We start from the raw sequence: 17,821 nt of genomic DNA on the forward strand, positions 1-17,821 counted from the left end.
TAGGACACCGAGACGAAACACGGCCAGTCGTCGGTGTCCTTTCTGATTTATATGGTCTAGGCTTGAAAAAGTGTCCTCGTTACAGTAAAAACTTTTCAATTGCTACTGCTGCTCCGTCTTCCTCTACACTAGGAGCTATCCATTGTGCGATCGCTTGCACTCCTGCTGGTGCATTGCCCATAGCTACACCAAGTCCAACAGACTCCAGCATTTCTAGATCATTGAAGTTATCACCAATCGCCATAATGTTGGCTAACTGTAATCCCAGCAATTCTTCGGCTAGGTAACGTACAGCAGTTCCCTTATTCACAGAAGCGTTAGTTGCTTCAAAGAATGTAGCAACAGATTTTGTCAGATAAAGTTCAGCAGGTGTGTATTGGCGACGCAAATTCCCTAATAGTTTGTCTATCAAATCTATGTCATCAGACAAAGCGAGAATTTTTGTCGGTTCATTAGTTAAGGTTTGGCGCAAATCACCCACAGGAATCGGGATAATACCAGAACGTTCTGCATAAATTTGGGTTTCTCTAGTTAATTCACGGACGTATAGTTCATCATTGATGTAAAAGTGGACAGATAGGAGCGATCGCAACTCAGGCTGTTCAAAATAGTCTAGTAGTTGTTGGGCCATTTCCCTGGAAACAGCCCAATGGCGATGAATTTTTTGAGTAATTGGATCTTGAATCCAGGCTCCTTGATAAGCCATTAATGGTAAGGTAGAGCCGATATCTTGGTGAAAGCGCAAAGCTGATCTATACATTCTACCTGTAGCGATCGCCACTGGAATGCCTCGTGCTTGGACTGCAACAATAGCTTGCTTTACACCTGCGCTAATGGTGTTAGATTCTCCTGCGATCGTGCCGTCTATATCCAAAACTAGTAGTTTAATGTCTTTTGCAGCAGCCTGATGATCGGTAGATGTTGTGGCAGATGCTTTCTGCATGATTTCCTAGATTTTAAGTTCCACTAAGAGGTTAACAGGCTCTAGTGAGAATTTTAGATTGATTGGTGATTCCTTCATGATAGAGAGCAAGCGGATTTATTTGTGGACTCAATCGAAAATTTCCAAGCTCCCCGATTTAATGGCTAAACGATCGCAACAAAAAACCCCGATTTTCAAAAAAATCGGAGTTTTTCATTTAAATTAGAGAGCCTAACGGATAGATAGGATGGAAAAACCGCCTATTTAAGATAGTCTATAAATTTGAACCCTTCAGCCAGCTTTTTTTGCGTTGTGACAACAGATAAAGCCCAGCAATTAAAGCAAGTCCAAGTGTGGCAGAGGGTTCAGGTATTGTTTTTACATCATCGTAATTATAAGTGACTTTGATACCTGCTTTGGCATAAGTATCAATATAGGATATAATATTGCCCGATCCTATAACTTGTGAGTCGGCTATAGCTGAGAACAAAAAGTTGACGTTGCCATTACCAATGAAAGATTGCAAAAATTGCGTATCAGTGAAAGACTGATTACCAGATTGTGTGGCAGTTAAGTTAGAAAGAGTTTTTCCAGATGTGCCACTAAAATCAATGATGCCGTCATATTTAGCAACTTGGTAACTGGAAATATATTGTGGATTCAGCGCCAATAAAGATTGATTATTTAGTTGTAAGTTCAATTGACTGCCAAGATTTACTGTGGTTTGTCTTGCGTTTGGACTCCTGTTTTCAAAACCTGCATTTCCAAGGATGTCCCCGGTAAATTCTATCGTTACACCTTGGAGTGTGCCTAGAGATGAGTCAAATTTTTGGACGCTCAAAGGTGAATCAATGATATCTGTCAAATCGTAATTACTAAAACTGCTGTAAGAGAGAGAAGCTGCATTAGCTGCTCCAGATGTTGCAACAATTCCTGCCAAAGTTGTAGCAGCAGCTAGAGTGTTTAATAGTTTTGTTGTCATGATGTGAAGATACTTTTCTAAAACGAATCATTACGGGATCGCTAACTTATTTCTAACTCTGAAATTTGGCTTGTAGGCTTGATAAATATACGTAACTTTATGTAAAGCTTTTATATTCGATTCCTGTCAGCAAGTACACTTGTTGATTGCTATATATAAAGTTTTGGTAAGGAAAAGAGGCTTTAATAGTGGCAGTCTCATGTCGAAATACTAAGCTAGTTTTCAGAAGTAAGCTAGGTCAACGTAATTAAACATAAACCGCTCAGGAGATAGCTCCCTGACTTCTCACCAGAATATAAAGGATATGCTTACTTTCTGGTTACTATATTCATACTCACGTACTTAATTAGGGTAGTATTGCTGCCAAAAATTGGTTCTACCATGCTTCCGTACTTATCTGTCTAAAATCATACGTAAACTTGCAAAAACTGGGCGATTCTCGCCAAAGCAAAGCTGAACTAGCATCTGAAATTGCTAACTATGTGACAAAGCTTCTGGCTAAAATAGGGCTATGTCTGAAACTTTCACTTCTGTAACTGCAACACGCCCCACGTTCATCCTTGTAGATGGACACTCCTTGGCCTATCGTTCGTACTTTGCTTTTGCCAAAGGGCGAGATGGAGGACTGCGTACCAAAGCAGGGATTCCGACGAGTATATGTTTTGGTTTTGTGAAGTGCTTGCTGGAGGTAATGGCAACACAACAGCCGCAAGCAATGGCGATCGCTTTTGATTTGGGTGAGGCCACCTTTCGCCACGAAGCTGACGAGACTTATAAAGCCGATCGCAAGGAAACGCCGGAAGACTTCATTCCCGATTTAGCAAACCTGCATGAGTTACTGAATGGCTTCAATTTACCAATTTTTACTGCCCCTGGTTTCGAGGCGGATGATGTTTTGGGAACCTTAGCACAGCGAGTAACTGCTGCTGGGTATAGGGTGAAGATTCTCACAGGCGATCGCGATTTATTTCAACTGATCGACTCTGACAAAGAAATCACTGTTCTGAATTTTAGTCCAGATGCCATAAAACGCTCTACAAATAGCATTACGGAATTTGAAGCAGAACAAGTCAAAGAAAAAATGGGCGTTTTGCCTTCACAAATTATCGATTTCAAAGCTCTTTGTGGTGATAAATCAGATAATATTCCTGGAGTCAAGGGAATTGGGGAAAAGACAGCAGTGCAGCTGCTAAATACCTATGGTTCCCTTGATCATATTTATGCTGCGTTAGATGAAATTAAAGGCGCAACTCAGAAAAAACTGGCAAATGGTAAGGAAGATGCTGATAAATCTCGCTATTTGGCAACCATAGTTTTAGATGTTCCTATAGAAATTAATTTAGAAGATTGCAAATTAAAAGGATTTGATATAAGCGTCTTATCCCCAATTTTAGAAAAATTAGAATTCAAGTCTTTTTTAGGTAGAATAAACGACTTACAGCAACGTTTTGGTGGTCAAGTTGAAGAAAAGCCAGAAGCTAAAACAGACGCAATTAATCCTAACTCAGAATTGAAGGATGATGAAAATAATGATTTGTGGTTTTTCAGTGCTAGTGATACAGCAGCAGTTGCACAAAAATCTATTTCTCCCATTACACCACTGATCGTCAACACTGAAGCGAAACTAACTGAATTAGTGAAGCTTCTGCAAACATTCACTAACCCAGAGACTCCCGTTGCTTGGGACACTGAAACTACCTCTTTAGAACCAAGAGATGCTGAGTTAGTAGGAATTGGTTGCTGTTGGGGAATGCAACCGGATGAAGTAGCCTATATTCCTGTGGGGCATAAAACTGGGGAAAATTTGCATAAAGATTTGGTGCTAGAAGCATTACGCCCAATTCTTGAAAGTGCTGATTATCCCAAAGCTTTACAGAATGCCAAATTTGACCGCTTAGTTCTCAAGTGTCAAGGGATTAATTTGGCGGGAGTAGTGTTTGATCCGATGCTGGCAAGTTACATTCTAAATCCAGATTCAAGTCATAATTTGATGGATTTAGGACAGCGATATTTGGGATTGATAGCAAAAAGTTATTTAGATTTAGTTCCTAAAGGCAAAACTATCGCTGATATAGATATTCCCGCCGTTGCAGATTACTGCGGTATGGATGCTTATTCTACGTTTGGTTTGGTGGAAAAATTGCGTGAGAAACTTGAGCAAATTCCAAGTTTATCTAAGCTATTAGCGGAAGTGGAACAGCCACTAGAAGAAGTTTTAGCTCAAATGGAATATACGGGTGTCCGTATTAATTCAGCTTATTTAAAAGAACTTTCGCAGCATTTAGAAATAGAGTTAGTCAGGTTAAAACAGGAAGCAACTGAAATAGCTGGGGAAAATTTTAACTTAGGTTCTCCTAAGCAATTGAGCCAAATCTTGTTTGAAAAATTGGGGTTAAGCACTAGGCATTCTCGCAAAATTCAAACTGGCTTTTCTACGGATGCAGCAACATTAGAAAGACTTCAAGAAGATGATAAAAGTGGTTTCGTGGAGGCGATTATTGAGTACCGCACTCTATCTAAATTAAAGTCTACTTATGTTGATGCTTTACCTGCATTGGTGCGTCCAGATACTCAACGGGTGCATACTGATTTTAATCAAGCAGCAACATCAACTGGTAGGTTATCTTCTTCTAATCCGAATTTGCAAAATATCCCTATTCGCACAGCTTTTAGTCGCCAAATTCGGAAGGCGTTTTTGCCAGAAACTGGTTGGTTAATGGTGGCTGCTGATTACTCCCAAATTGAATTGCGGATTTTGGCTCATTTGAGTCAAGAGCCGATATTAGTGCAAGCATATCAGCAAAATGAAGATGTTCACACTGTTACCGCGCGGTTAGTATTTGAAAAAGAAAATATAACCTCAGAAGAACGAGGGATGGCAAAAACTATCAATTTTGGCGTGATTTATGGCATGGGTTCTCTCAGATTTTCGCGTTCAACTGGGATAGATAAGAATATTGCCAACGAGTTCATTAAGCGGTTTAATGAAAGATATCCTAAAGTTTTTGGATATTTAGAGCAAGTAAAAAAAGAAGCGATCGCTCTTGGTTATGTAGAAACTATTCTCGGTCGTCGTCGTTATTTTGACTTTACTAATAACAGTTTACGCAGATTAAAAGGCAGTAATCCAGAAGACATCGATCTGAGTAAATTGAAGAATTTGGGCGCTTATGATGCGGGTTTATTACGTTCAGCAGCTAATGCACCAATTCAAGGCTCTAACGCTGATATTATCAAAATTGCAATGGTAAGACTGCATGAGGTTTTGAAGAACTATCAGGCGCGTTTGTTGTTGCAAGTTCATGATGAATTAGTGTTTGAAATTCCCCCTGATGAGTGGGAAGAATTACAACCACAAATTAAGTCGGTGATGGAAAATGCAGTCCAGTTAAGTGTGCCGTTGCTGGTAGAGGCGCGTGTCGGTGAAAATTGGATGGATACGAAGTAATCAAGAGTCATAAATATTGACTCTTGATGATGCAGTTGGCAATAAGCTGTTCTACATTTAGATTGCATAAAGTAGGCGGGCAAGATGCCCACCCCACAAGAGTTGTGTTTAATTTGGTTATGCAAATTAGATGTTTTTTTGCTTAGTTTTAGAGTTAACCGCCACGCTTTAGCGCTGCTTCAACTTGCTGTAATTCTTTCTCTAAACGATTTTTGAGTTTTTCGGGTACGGGACGATTTGGGTAAGAACTGTAGTGTCCAGCCAGGGAATTAAGGGCTGTTCGCATGGTTGTAAAGGAGCCAAGTCCAGAAACAGAGTTAACTCGCTGATAGCGAGCTGAAAAGTCATTAATTTTCTGACGCGCTTCTGCTTGAACTGCTGTTTTGTCAGATGAATCTTGTGATAGATTCAGAGCTTGTCTCATCACATTGACCACAGCTAAGGTGTCTTGGCGATAATCTCCAGTTAAGCTATCTGGACTGCCAGAACAGCCGATTAAGCCGATAGATAGAACCAAAACCAGCGCAAGCAAACGCGACCAATAGCGCTTCATATGCATTAATTAAAAGAATACGTAAATCAACGTCTATCGTATCTTGGATTGGTAACTTGGGGATCAATTGAGGGTGAAATTTTCAACGCAGAGGAGCGCGGTGGTAAGCGCAGAGGCACGCAGAGAATTCGCTACGAATTAATTAAATGTTGTACTTAGAGTTATGGGATTAGAGGTTCAGAGGATTTAATTAACTAAGTTTCTCTGCTTTAATTTCTGCAATTTGAGCATTGTAATACATATCATCAGCCACAGAAAACCGACTCCATAACCTGCAATTATATCTGTGGGCCAATGGACTCCTAAATATAGGCGGCTAATCCCAATAACAGCAATTAAAATAACTGTCAAACTGTAAATAAGTTTAGCAAAATGAGGATAGTGAGTTGCTAATTCGTAAGCAATAAAACCATAAAGTACTATAGAACCTAGTGCATGTCCGCTAGGAAAACTAAAAGATTTTTCAGAAATCAAGCGATGCCATAGTTCAGGGCGAGGTTTGGAAAAAAATAACTTTAACCCTGTATTTAAAATGAATCCTCCTAAACAAGCAAGGACGAAAAATTTCGCTTCTTCTCGATAATGTTGCCACCAAAGTAATATTAGATTAACGCTAACAACGATGACTACTGTACTAGGATTACCAAGGCTGGTAATGAACAACATGAAATTATCTAAGCTGGGATTAGCAAACTGATGTAGCCATAACAAAAAAGTAGTATCAAATGCAAAAGCTTCTCGTTCTAAAACTTCTTCAGTTATTTTTGCTAAAACAAAAAGTATCAGCAGACAACTAGCAAGTCCAACAATACCAATTGTGGCAATTAAGGCAGCCAAACGAGGATGTATATAACGCAACCAGAAATTAGAAATTTGTCGGAGCATACTTTGATTTTATTCATTATGCTTAAACGTATCACTCAATTAGGTGACGCACTTTTTTCTCATTTCGCACGGAAAAGAATAGGACAACTGCCAGCAGGATAAAGGCGATCGCAGAAGCATATTCCCTTGGCAGTGATAGACCGCCATTTTTGACTGGTTTTGTCAGAAAATCTCCGAAGGTGGCTCCGAAGGGACGTGTGAAGATGAATGCAAGCCAAAATAGCAGGATATCGCTCAACTTTGTTACATAGTGAAGGGCAATGACAACACCAATAACGCTAGCTGTCACCAATGCGCCCTGGATGTAGCTTAGTCCTAAGTTGCTTGTGAGAAAATCACCAAAGGCTGTTCCCAAACTGTTGGAGAATACCACAGCCAGCCAGTAGGTAGTCTCTGCATCTTTTTTCACAATCGGATAAACGCTCAGATTGCGATCGCGGTAGTACCAGATGCTAAGAACGCTCAATAGACAGGCTACCAGAATAAGCGATCCCAGTGCATAGCCCAGTCCAAGAGATCGATCCATCAGGTCTGAAACTTCCGTTCCGGCTGTGGTTGTAGCGATGATGGCCGTCCAGTAAAGGGCTGGACGATATCTATCGGATTGAATTTGAAAAAACAGGAGAATAGCCAGAATAGCGAAGGTTATGGCAAAGGCTAGGTAATACCCCAGTCCAAGAGACATTGAGATGAAGTCACCGGCTGTTTCGCCGAGTGTCGTACCGATGATCTTCATAATCCAGAAGAAAATCGTGACTTTTGCAACTTTGTTCATTTTTTGACGATAAAAAATAGTAAGTCATCGTAGAGAATGTACTTTACACAGCAAAAGTCAAGAAATAGTCAAGATTTGATTGAAAATAGAATTTTCTCAGAATAGAGATGCTAAAAATAGCTGAAATATTTCAATGGTTGATATTGAATTCAAAGCATTCTTGACTACTTCTTGACTTTTGTTACTTACTGTGAAAACAGAAACCTAGAATTCAATGGATTTTTCAAGTATGAGAACTTCAACAAAACTCATTTTGACAGCAGCTTGTATAGGTACTTTGGGATTCACTGGATTGTCGAGAGTGGTATTTGCAAAACAACCACAATCTTTTGTAGCAATTGCACGTCAGAATCATAATGGTATGCAAATTGCTGAAGCCAGTGATGGAGATGGTGAAAAAAATGACGATGCAGAAGAACAGCAAGAAGCAGCAAAACTGCAACCGCTAGCTAAAATTACAGCACAACAAGCACAGCAAACTGTTGAAGCATCTGTGGGAGGTAAAGCGAAAAGTGTTAAACTCGAAAATGAAGATGGCAACTTAGTTTATTCGGTAGAAATTGGTCAGCAAGATGTTAAGGTAGATGCTGGTAATGGCAAAGTTATCTACGCTGAAAATGCTAACGAACAAGATGAGAAGAATGAAGCTACTCGTCCCAAGAGTAGTATTCAAGTTAAAGAAACTAATGATGATAAATAAGTAGGCAATTGAATTTATGGAGTTGGTAAACGCACAGTAAAACAACTACCAACTCCTAATTGACTTGTAACACTAATTAATCCACCGTGATTTTTGGCAATAGCTTGAGCGATCGCTAGCCCTAAACCAGAACCACCTGACCAATAAGAACGAGACTGATCTGCTCGCCAAAAACGCTCAAAAACCTTGTCGATATGCTCTGGTGCAATTCCGACACCTGTATCTTGTAGGTTGACATAAAGCTGGGAACCAACACGATTAGTTTTAATTTCAACTACGCCCCCTGATGGTGTGTAATGGAGTGCATTTTCAACTAAATTAGTAAACAGTCGCGTTAATTGAATTGAATCACCTATTAGTTGAAGATTAGGAATTAATTGAATTTTTAAATCAATTTGTTTAGCTTTGGCTTGAGGTTTATATAGTTGGATTAGGTTCTCTAATATTGACGTTAAATTGAGAGTATCCCTATACTGATTGGAAACTCTATCAGTGCGTGCTAGCATCAATAAGTCTTCTGTGAGGCGAGTCATCTGGTTTGTAGCGTTGGCGATCGCCTGAAACTTATCTGCATCTTTTGGCCCTATTTCTTCTGGATATTCTAGCGGTAACTCAGCATTAATTTTGATCGCCATTAACGGACTGCGTAGTTCATGGGAAGCATCAGCAGTAAATTGTTTAAGCTTTGCAAAACTCTCTTCAATAGGTTGCATTGCTTGACGAGTTAACAAAATTCCGCCAATACTACTCAGAACCAAAGTTATAATAATGCCACCGCCTAATCCCCAGTCCAGTTTTTCAAGGGTTTCATTAAATTCTTCCAAAGATTGGCTTACCCTTACATACCCAACTAGCTCACCATTATCGCTAGCAATAATTGGTACAGTCACTACTTGGATAGGAACTTTACCAGTCTGAATTTGTACTATTTTGTTTGGTAAAAAAGGTAAGGTTAAAACAGTTTTTCCTTGTTGGGTAATCAAATTTCCTTGAGGATCAAACCACTGTAATGCTTGATGATAAGCAATTAAGTCTTGGGGACGAAAGTCACTTTCAATCGTCAGGCGACCTTTTTCAAATTCTACATTTGTAGCCGCAGCTTTCCCTATGGCTGTGAGCTTATCTGTGATTTGTTCAGTTAGACTGTGACTAAAAGCAAATCGGACTGCGATCGCAAATATTCCCAACAGCGATGCGAACACCCCTAAGTAAGATAACAATAAACGATATCTGATTTTTTGAAACACATTGTTTCTGCTATTTATATGAAATTATTCTACTTTTTTCCTAGACGATAACCTATGCCATAGATATTTTCAATCAGGTCTTCGGAACTTCCAGATGCTCGAAGTTTATTCCGCAAATTTGTAATATGAGTTTTAATACTTCCTTCTCCCGAAGATTTATCAAAGTCCCACAATTTATCAAGAATCACCGAACGAGTGACAATTTGATTTTGATGTTTCAAAAAATATTCTAATATCATATATTCTTTGGGAGTTAATGATATGATATTTCCTGCATAAGTAACCTTTTGAGTTGCTGGATCTAGTTGTAAATCACCGTGAATTAAAATCTGAGGGCGAATTTCTGGAGTTCTTCTAGCTAAAGCCCTGATGCGTGCTGCTAACTCTTTTAATTCAAATGGCTTAACTAAGTAATCATCAGCACCAGCATCGAGTCCGATAATTTTATCGCCTGTTGTATCTCGTGCGGTCAACATTAAAATCAGAACATTAGATGAAGCTGCGCGTAAACGCTTACATAGAGTAATTCCATCTAATTTAGGCAGCATTAAATCTAATAAAATTAGCTCATATAATGCTGATTGCGACCATTCCCAAGCTGTCAAGCCATTAGTTGTTATATCTACAATATGATGTTGTCGTCTTAAAAATTCGGCTAATGGTTTGGCAATGCGATCGTCATCTTCAACTATTAAAATTCTCATTATGCTCCACTTCTAAGTTATTAGAGCTTGTTAAAACGAGGATGGGCTATCTTATCTATTTAATACCAATTTTTTATGAAGCTGCATAGAATTCGATCCCCCCTAGCCCCCCTTAACAAGGGGGGAACCGGAAAAACATCTATCAAAGTCCCCCTTTTCAAGGGGGATTTAGGGGGATCAAGATATGTGCAACTTCACATTAAATTGGTATAAGGGTAATCTGTTATCAAAGTTAATTTTTTAACGAACCGCCATCGCCCAGAAAAGACGCAGAGAGAAGAAAAAATGCTTATTTAAATTTTTTATGAGATGTAGCAATTCTAAATCATTTATAAACTTCCTTCATTCGTGCCTTGGCGCTCTTGGCGACTTGGCGGTTCGATAATTTTTAAATTAATTTATTGAACCGCAGAGGCGCAGAGAACACAGAGAGAAGAGGAATTTTTAATCCACCTTGCAAGGGGTACTCTTAAATCCTAACTTTTTGATAAAGAGTATTGCGTTGTTGGTAAGGTCGTTCTAAAGAAGCGATCGCAGTTTTCAAAGTTTCGACTTCCATGCATGTACCACCCAAAGCACCTGCCATTGTGGTAATATGCTCCTCCATCAATGTACCGCCGATATCGTTGCAACCCCAAACTAAGGCTTCGGTTGCACCAGCAAGCCCCAATTTTACCCAACTCTGCTGATGATTGGGAATCCAATTACCCAAGTAAATCCGCGCCACAGCCCCTAGCAAGAGTGCATCGCTTAAAACTGGTTGATCGCGTCCGACACGGCGACGTAAGGGTTTGGGCGCTTCTTGGCCAACGAAGGGTAATAAAATAAACTCTGTGATCTTTGCAGGATATTCCCGATCGATGGCAGTTTGTTGGAGCGATCGCAATTTTTCTAAATGCCCGATTTGCTGTTCGTGGGTTTCAATATGCCCAGATAACATAGTGCTGGTGGTATGTAAGCCTAATTTGTGAGCGGTGCTGACAATTTCTAGCCAAGTGGCTGTATTAATCTTTTCTGGACACAATATCCGCCTGACTTCATCATCTAATACTTCTGCTGCTGTTCCCGGCATTGAGCCAACACCAGCATCGCGCAAAGCAATAATCACATCAGCATATTCAAGTCCATCAAGTCTGGCGATAAATTCCACTTCCTGGGGAGAAAAAGCGTGGAGATGAATCTGTGGAAATTCCTGTTTGATGGTTTCCACTACCTTGATGTAATAGGGTAAAGATTTACCATTTACCAGCGCTTGTGGATTTAACCCACCCTGCATACAGATTTCCGTTGCACCCCGTTGCACTGCATCTGTCGCTTTTTCTAAAATTTGCGCCGAATCTAACCAGTATGCACCGACATCACCATCATCTCGACGGAAGGCACAAAAACTACAGTGCTGCTCACAAATATTGGTAAAGTTAATATTGCGATTAATGATGTATGTAACCGTATCCCCTGCTTGAGTGTGGCGAAGTGTGTCAGATGTAGCACGGATTGCTGCGATCGCCTCCTCGTCAGTTTGTTGTAGCAATACTACTCCCTCTTGGGGAGATAAGTCATACCCCATTAAGGCACGCTCAAGAATTTTCTCAACAGCAATTTTAGTTAGCATTATTTTCTCAGTAAACTTTAATTTTATGAGATTGTAAAAAATAAAATTTTACTTAATAAATATACCAATATCTGGAGAATCCCATGCTCGAAGATAAATTTTGCCTTTAAAATTAACTTCTTGAGCTTTTTTCTGTTTACTTTTTTTAGTTTCCATCGAAATAATCCCACAAGGTTCAAAATCTCTATAAAAATCTTCTTTTTCTAAAATGGCTGAAATATTATTTATATTAATATGTTGAAGTTTAACTATTTCTAGATTTTTTTGTCGCCAAAGTACCCATAAAGGGTATTCCCAAGGGTCTTTTCCCATTAATAAGCCAATATTCGAGCATTTTTTTGAATTTAAAAACTCAACTGCCCCCGTGTAAGTTGTTTTTAGGTATGGACGATTACTAAAATACTGCTCAATTCTGGGCGTTTGAAATATATTGTTACTATCAATAATAGGTCTATACCTGTTAAAAAAGACCCAGGGTAATGATGATATTAGCAGACATATTACTATAAAAATTGTGATTTTTTGGTTTTTCAGCTTAGATAATACAACCCCTAAAAATGGAGAAATTAGGACAAAAAAAGGTAAATGTAGGCGAGTATTCCAGGCTTGCCATTTTAGCAAGTAGCAAAATATCAAAAATGTAGATATGGTAGCAATAAGATAAGCAAAAATATAATTTTCTTTACGAATAGATTTTCGAGCTAGAAAAATTGTTATACATATTATTATTAGTGCTAAATGTACTAAATTCCCAGCACTATTTTCATTACCAGTTATCCCAAGTGTTGCCCAACCTCCTGGTACAAAGAATGTCTTGGAAAAAGTTATTCGAGGATCGTTAATATCTACACGGATGAATATATGTATAATTTGAATTAACTTATTGGCTATTCCATTCCATAAACCAATAGGTGTTCCTATATGCAAAGCAATATTCTTCAGAATATTAGAGATGAGTATATTAATACCGAATACTTCATTACGATAGCCGTCTGGTTCGCCAAGTGGTGAAGCGAATAAATTATAATTACGTAAATAGTGACTAATATTAAGTAATAAAGAGATACTTCCTACAATCAAAGCAGGTTTCCATGCTTGCCAGCGTAAGCGTTTAATCTGGTAAAAGCTAAACCAAATTAAGAAGGGAAATACATAAAAATAAGCAGTTCCTTTGCTCAAAATAGCTAATCCTGTGCTAATACCAATATTAAATGAATTCGTCCAAATATCGCTTTTTGCAGTTTGGATAGTTGATAGCAAGTAGTAAGCGAGACAAACCACCCAAAAGGCAACTACATAATCATTTTGAGTGCTTGAAGCTTGCAAGATTCCCATAGGTATTGTTGCAGTTACAACCGCAGAAAAAACTTGGCCTCGTAAATCTGCTCTGAGTTGTTTTGCAATTAATGAGACTCCAATAATACAGCCAATCATGCTGAACCATTGAACTAAGTTAGCGAAGTAGTCACCACCACTCAAAATTTGAAAGTGCAAAATCACGAATTCTGACCAAGGGTTTTGATATAACTGTGGAGTATAATCTGTTGGATAATGAGCAATGCTATGATTTTGTATCCAATGAGCAACACGACTCATGTGATAATCCATAGAATCCCAGTTATTTGGTGGTGCAATGATGGCAATTAATCCAACTGTTCCTATAATGAAACCTACACCAGATAACAATAATTTTACGAAGGATGGTATTTGAATATTTTTAATTAGTTGAGAAGAAATATTTGGCTCTAAAGTCTTAGTCTTTTGGAAATTTAATCGAAACCATATATAAATTAATACAATACATATTAATCCCCAAGTTGCTAATATCCAGCCAAAAGCGATTAATTTTAAAATGCTCAAAAACTCAGTGGTTACAGCAATCAGAACCCCCCAATAAGTAGATGTTAATATCAGCGATTCACGCCAATCGGTACGATTTTTATTAATGAACCAAAAAATAGCAATCCAAGAAAGGAGAGGCAAAAATATAAACATAATAAAAACTAGACTAATATTAGTATTCGTAATTAATCAATGCTTGACAAGTATATGCAATAGCTTAGGTTTTCTTAGCACGCTATCTTTTTATGGTTTCATAACCCATTAACAAAAAAAATAGTGCGGTTTTACTACAACTATTTTAATTTATTAATACATATAGTTGTCTTAGAGGATGTTTGAAAAGTCCTTTTCTTAGTAGCAAAACGTTTTAGATCCCCCTAAATCCCCCTTAAAAAGTGGGACTTTGATTCCAGTTCCCCCCTTTTTAAGGGCAGGGCTGATTCATTCCACAAGACGAAGGAGTTTGTCAAGATGGTTAGCGAGAAAATTGTGAGTGAGGGTGACGAGAAGATGAACTTTTAAGCACTTGAACAACAGTAAAATTGTTCATTTTCTTGGCAAGCTGGTAACAAAATAATCAATTTTAAATCGCTAGAACCCTTGATATTTAGCGCTCTTTAGGGAATGAATCAGCCCTGCTTTTTAAGGGGGGTTAGGGGGGATCAACAAGTGCCTAAAATCACAGCTAAATACTTTTCAAACAACCTCTTAGGGACTTGCAAAAAATAAATTATCCCAAATTATTTATAGATTTGTAAGGGCGCAAGGTCTTGCGCCCCTACGACGGGATATTTTTTTGACTGGAAGTCCCTTAGCAGAAACTCTTACTTAAGCATTGGTATTACTAATTTCTCGCGGTGTTCGTCGGTGCTGTATTAGCAATCCAATCGCCATACCAATGCCGACAAAGGCTGTAAAGTAGAATAAACCAATCAATCGGATATATATTGGTGGTGCGATCGCTTCAACTTCAACTTCTTGTGCGACTCTTACTGGTGCAAATTGACGCTTAGATCCTGGTAGAGGAGTTGCTTCCACCTGGATTTGGTGGGGTGAACCGTCAAAAAACTGTTCTTGCCATGTTAACTTACCTTGTTCGTCGGGGATACCTTTGTAGTCAAAAACTGTTAAATTATGTTCTGTAGCGATCGCTTTCACCTGCAACGCTACATCCTTGATAGGTTGTCCGGTTGCGGCATCTTTCACCTGTAACCCTAAATTCGCAAGTTTTCCGACAGTCGCGTTTTTATCTCCGCCAAGACTAATTTCCAATCCCTGAGATTTTTGAGATGATGGTGCGATTACTTCGGTACTACTTGAGTGGTGTTCGCTGCCATGAGCTTCTGCAACTTCTGCACTAATATTGATAACTAATAGAGTTACTATAGCCACTACTGTCAATGCACTTAATAAAAGGCGTACTGACTGTGGCGCAAGTTCTCCTTGTTGTAGTTCTTGTTGTCCACCAATAACCCAACCACCTAACAATCCAAGTGATAGTAATATAGCTGCGATAACAACAAAATATTTGTACTTGATTGGATTTTCGTGGACTTTTAAATTTAAGGTTTGCTGATATGGAATAAAGGCATTTGCTACTAAAGGTGACACATTTACTAGGAGTTGATAATTACCACGAATGGGTAACATCTCTTGAATTTCTAGCTTACCATCAGGTGCAATGGCATTCATTTCCAACAATTTAGTTCCCTCGACAATGGGAAAATCTGTTGTTAACCAAGGATTAGGCGGCGGTGTCAGAATTTGTAAGCTAATTTTGGTATTTGCTAAAGGTTTACTTGCAGCATCAACCGCTTGTAATATCAGAGTTACAGGAGATTGTGGTTTTTTTGCCTCTGCTTCAAAAGGGAGAATACGTTCTAAAGTTGGGTTGGTGGAGAGTAGTACTCTGGATGTAGGTGTTTGGGAATTCCCCACAAATGAATAAAGAATTGACAAAGTGATGCAAACAGCGCTGATAATTCCAAAAACTCGATATTTTTTCATAAAAACTTACGGTAAATCTAAAATTTATGTACTTTTTTACAACTGAAGCTTTAATCATAGTGGTGAAGCTCACTCCCGATTCTTATTACTAAGTATAAGGATTCCAGCTTAATAATTAATGAGCTAGAAATCAGACATCACTTAAATCAAGTTAAGGTGATGTAGAGATGTCTTATCTAGCATCTCTACAAAACCTCAAAGTTATTTTTAAGCAAAAACACTGGCGCGAAATCTGCGCTATTTTAGCGTCCTAACTTTGTTAGATATTAGATGCTCTAGCAAAGCTTCATGTATCTAAAAAATCTTGGGATTATGATAATTTAGTGACATGCAACCCCTAAAGTGTGGTGACGCGTTGAGTGTGCTGTGTTATGAACCGCAGGATAGGTGGAGAATAAAACAGTCCAAATAACTAAAGAAGACAATAGCATATACAGCGTTACCTGCATAGGCTTGGATAAGGTAATGCTTGCGGTCTTCTGCAATACTGAAATCTGAGAAAAAGTAGTCATTTTTGATCTCCCATTATTAATTTGAGTAATTCATCAATCGAAGGGCATAATGCCGCTTGATTGCAAAAAGATATACGATCGACTTTATGTTTGACAAGTGTGTATCAAATGTATTGTGTAATTCGGCTTTATTGAATACTATACTATCCTTTGAACATCGGCCCATTATGATGCAGAAATCTACACATAAAGTCTATACAAATAACAAAATAATGACATCATGTTTTGAATCACGGTATTTTTAACGCTTCCAAATTAAAAATTGTCCTGTTGGCAAACATCCAAAATTCCTTAAAATGCAATTGAGCAAATATATAAGGAATGGGTAGGAAAGAACTAACTTCATTTGGATACTATTTATACATAAACAAGTGGTTCGATACACTTAAATTTAAGAAATTTAGCTAGATTTTCTCGGACTTATTCTCGCTTGATTTAGGTTTAACAACTTAACTAGGAGTTTTAAAGCACTAAATAATTATTGACAATAATTATTAATTCCTCTAATATCTAAAGGCAATTGCAAATCTTTAGCAATTCTTTTTTGGTGCTAACCGTAACTAAATGTCATGCCCAATAACTTCGCTCTAGGTAACGGAAAGCCTTGGAGCCGTCGTCAATTATTGAAACTGGGACTCGCTGGTGCTGGGATAACTGGTGCTGCTGGACTTTGGCAGATGCTAAATCTCCAAAGTAAGGCAATCGTCAAAGTGCCACCACTCGATAGATCATCGCCAGACGATGTTACTAACCCAATGAAGATGTTGAGGGATTTTGATTATGGGACGGTAAAGCAAGAAAATGGGCGGACTATCCGCGAATTTCAGCTAACTGCGGGTACTTCCATCATAAAGCTCAATAGTGCTGTCTCTTACAACATCTGGGATTTAAATGGTCGCATACCAGGGCCAACGCTAAGAGCAAAACAGGGCGATCGCATTCGGGTATTATTTCTCAATAAGGCGGGACATTCTCACTCTTTGCATTTTCATGGTGTTCATCCGGCAGAAATGGATGGCGTTCGCCCAATCAGCAATGGTAGTGCAACAATTTATGAGTTTGATGCCGAACCTTATGGTGTACACCTATACCACTGCCATATTGAACCCGTTACCCGTCACATCGCTAAGGGACTGTATGGGATGTTCATCATCGATCCACCTACTCCTCGTCCCCCGGCTGATGAGATTGTCCTAGTGATGGGTGGTTATGACATAAATGATGATAGTCATAATGATTATTACGCCTTCAACGGTCTGCCCCATCATTACATGCATCATCCCATTGGCATTTACAAAGATCAGTTGATTCGGTTGTATGTCCTCAATATCATTGAATACGATCCGGCAGTGACGTTTCATCTCCACGCTAACTTCTTTGATGTTTATCGCTATGGCATGAGTATGACTCCTAGCGAAAAAACAGATGTGATAACGATGGGTGTAGCCGAAAGGCACATCTTAGAATTTGCTTTTCGCTACCCAGGTAAGTATATGTTCCATCCCCATCAGGATGCGATCGCAGAAAACGGCTGCATGGGTCAATTTGAAGTAATTACTGATGGTAATTCTCAAAAGGATGTTAAAAAAACTTAACTAGATAATTTGTAATTAATTTTTTATTAAACTTTTA

General features: G+C 38.7%; 14 protein-coding genes. 3 read left to right on the plus strand and 11 right to left on the minus strand.

Annotated features, from left to right (window positions below; translation table 11 throughout):
* Positions 1 to 79: 79 nt before the first annotated feature.
* Together GTQ43_RS21685 and GTQ43_RS21690 are read right to left on the minus strand one after the other, a co-directional pair.
* On the minus strand, positions 80 to 943 hold the full coding sequence (locus GTQ43_RS21685) for a Cof-type HAD-IIB family hydrolase (RefSeq protein ID WP_265274804.1): 864 nt from the start codon (positions 941 to 943) through the stop codon (positions 80 to 82).
* Between the two features lie 253 nt (positions 944 to 1,196).
* Positions 1,197 to 1,904: a PEP-CTERM sorting domain-containing protein gene (locus GTQ43_RS21690; RefSeq protein ID WP_265274806.1), complete on the minus strand. Its 708-nt coding sequence runs from the start codon at positions 1,902 to 1,904 to the stop codon at positions 1,197 to 1,199.
* 511 nt (positions 1,905 to 2,415) lie between these two features.
* On the opposite strand from GTQ43_RS21690, the gene polA reads away from it, so the two are divergent.
* On the plus strand, positions 2,416 to 5,352 hold the full coding sequence (polA, locus tag GTQ43_RS21695) for a DNA polymerase I (RefSeq protein ID WP_265274807.1): 2,937 nt from the start codon (positions 2,416 to 2,418) through the stop codon (positions 5,350 to 5,352).
* A gap of 154 nt (positions 5,353 to 5,506) precedes the next feature.
* Here polA and psb27 read toward each other — a convergent pair whose 3' ends face one another.
* The 3 genes from psb27 to GTQ43_RS21710 form a co-directional block, all read right to left on the minus strand.
* Positions 5,507 to 5,911, minus strand: a complete 405-nt coding sequence (psb27, locus tag GTQ43_RS21700; RefSeq protein WP_265274808.1) for a photosystem II protein Psb27 — start codon at positions 5,909 to 5,911, stop codon at positions 5,507 to 5,509.
* Positions 5,912 to 6,091: 180 nt separating this feature from the next.
* Positions 6,092 to 6,790, minus strand: coding sequence for a phosphatase PAP2 family protein (locus tag GTQ43_RS21705; RefSeq protein ID WP_265274809.1), 699 nt, complete (start codon positions 6,788 to 6,790; stop codon positions 6,092 to 6,094).
* 31 nt (positions 6,791 to 6,821) lie between these two features.
* Positions 6,822 to 7,565: a hypothetical protein gene (locus GTQ43_RS21710; RefSeq protein WP_265274810.1), complete on the minus strand. Its 744-nt coding sequence runs from the start codon at positions 7,563 to 7,565 to the stop codon at positions 6,822 to 6,824.
* A gap of 229 nt (positions 7,566 to 7,794) precedes the next feature.
* Here GTQ43_RS21710 and GTQ43_RS21715 point away from each other — a divergent pair, with 229 nt between their 5' ends.
* The gene (locus tag GTQ43_RS21715; protein ID WP_265274811.1) at positions 7,795 to 8,265 is read left to right on the plus strand and encodes a PepSY domain-containing protein; all 471 of its coding nucleotides are present in this window, start codon (positions 7,795 to 7,797) and stop codon (positions 8,263 to 8,265) included.
* A 14-nt stretch (positions 8,266 to 8,279) separates the two neighbouring features.
* Here the strand turns inward: GTQ43_RS21715 and GTQ43_RS21720 are convergent, their stop codons facing one another.
* The 6 genes from GTQ43_RS21720 to GTQ43_RS21745 form a co-directional block, all read right to left on the minus strand.
* Positions 8,280 to 9,512, minus strand: a complete 1,233-nt coding sequence (locus GTQ43_RS21720) for a sensor histidine kinase (protein WP_265274812.1) — start codon at positions 9,510 to 9,512, stop codon at positions 8,280 to 8,282.
* A gap of 29 nt (positions 9,513 to 9,541) precedes the next feature.
* A complete protein-coding gene (locus GTQ43_RS21725) occupies positions 9,542 to 10,216 on the minus strand; it encodes a response regulator transcription factor (RefSeq protein ID WP_265274813.1) in 675 nt (224 codons plus the stop codon).
* A 469-nt stretch (positions 10,217 to 10,685) separates the two neighbouring features.
* Positions 10,686 to 11,828 carry a 7,8-didemethyl-8-hydroxy-5-deazariboflavin synthase subunit CofH gene (cofH, locus tag GTQ43_RS21730; RefSeq protein WP_265274814.1) on the minus strand — a complete coding sequence of 381 codons (1,143 nt, stop codon included), beginning with the start codon at positions 11,826 to 11,828 and terminating at the stop codon, positions 10,686 to 10,688.
* 48 nt (positions 11,829 to 11,876) lie between these two features.
* Entirely contained in the window at positions 11,877 to 13,823 is a 1,947-nt protein-coding gene (locus tag GTQ43_RS21735; protein ID WP_265274815.1) for an ArnT family glycosyltransferase, read from the minus strand.
* 675 nt (positions 13,824 to 14,498) lie between these two features.
* Positions 14,499 to 15,677 carry a hypothetical protein gene (locus tag GTQ43_RS21740; RefSeq protein WP_265274816.1) on the minus strand — a complete coding sequence of 393 codons (1,179 nt, stop codon included), beginning with the start codon at positions 15,675 to 15,677 and terminating at the stop codon, positions 14,499 to 14,501.
* A gap of 320 nt (positions 15,678 to 15,997) precedes the next feature.
* A complete protein-coding gene (locus tag GTQ43_RS21745; RefSeq protein WP_265274817.1) occupies positions 15,998 to 16,189 on the minus strand; it encodes a CbtB domain-containing protein in 192 nt (63 codons plus the stop codon).
* A 569-nt stretch (positions 16,190 to 16,758) separates the two neighbouring features.
* Here GTQ43_RS21745 and GTQ43_RS21750 point away from each other — a divergent pair.
* Positions 16,759 to 17,784, plus strand: coding sequence for a multicopper oxidase domain-containing protein (locus tag GTQ43_RS21750; protein ID WP_265274819.1), 1,026 nt, complete (start codon positions 16,759 to 16,761; stop codon positions 17,782 to 17,784).
* Positions 17,785 to 17,821: the final 37 nt, after the last annotated feature.

It is taken from the genome of Nostoc sp. KVJ3, assembly GCF_026127265.1.
GTDB lineage: Bacteria > Cyanobacteriota > Cyanobacteriia > Cyanobacteriales > Nostocaceae > Nostoc.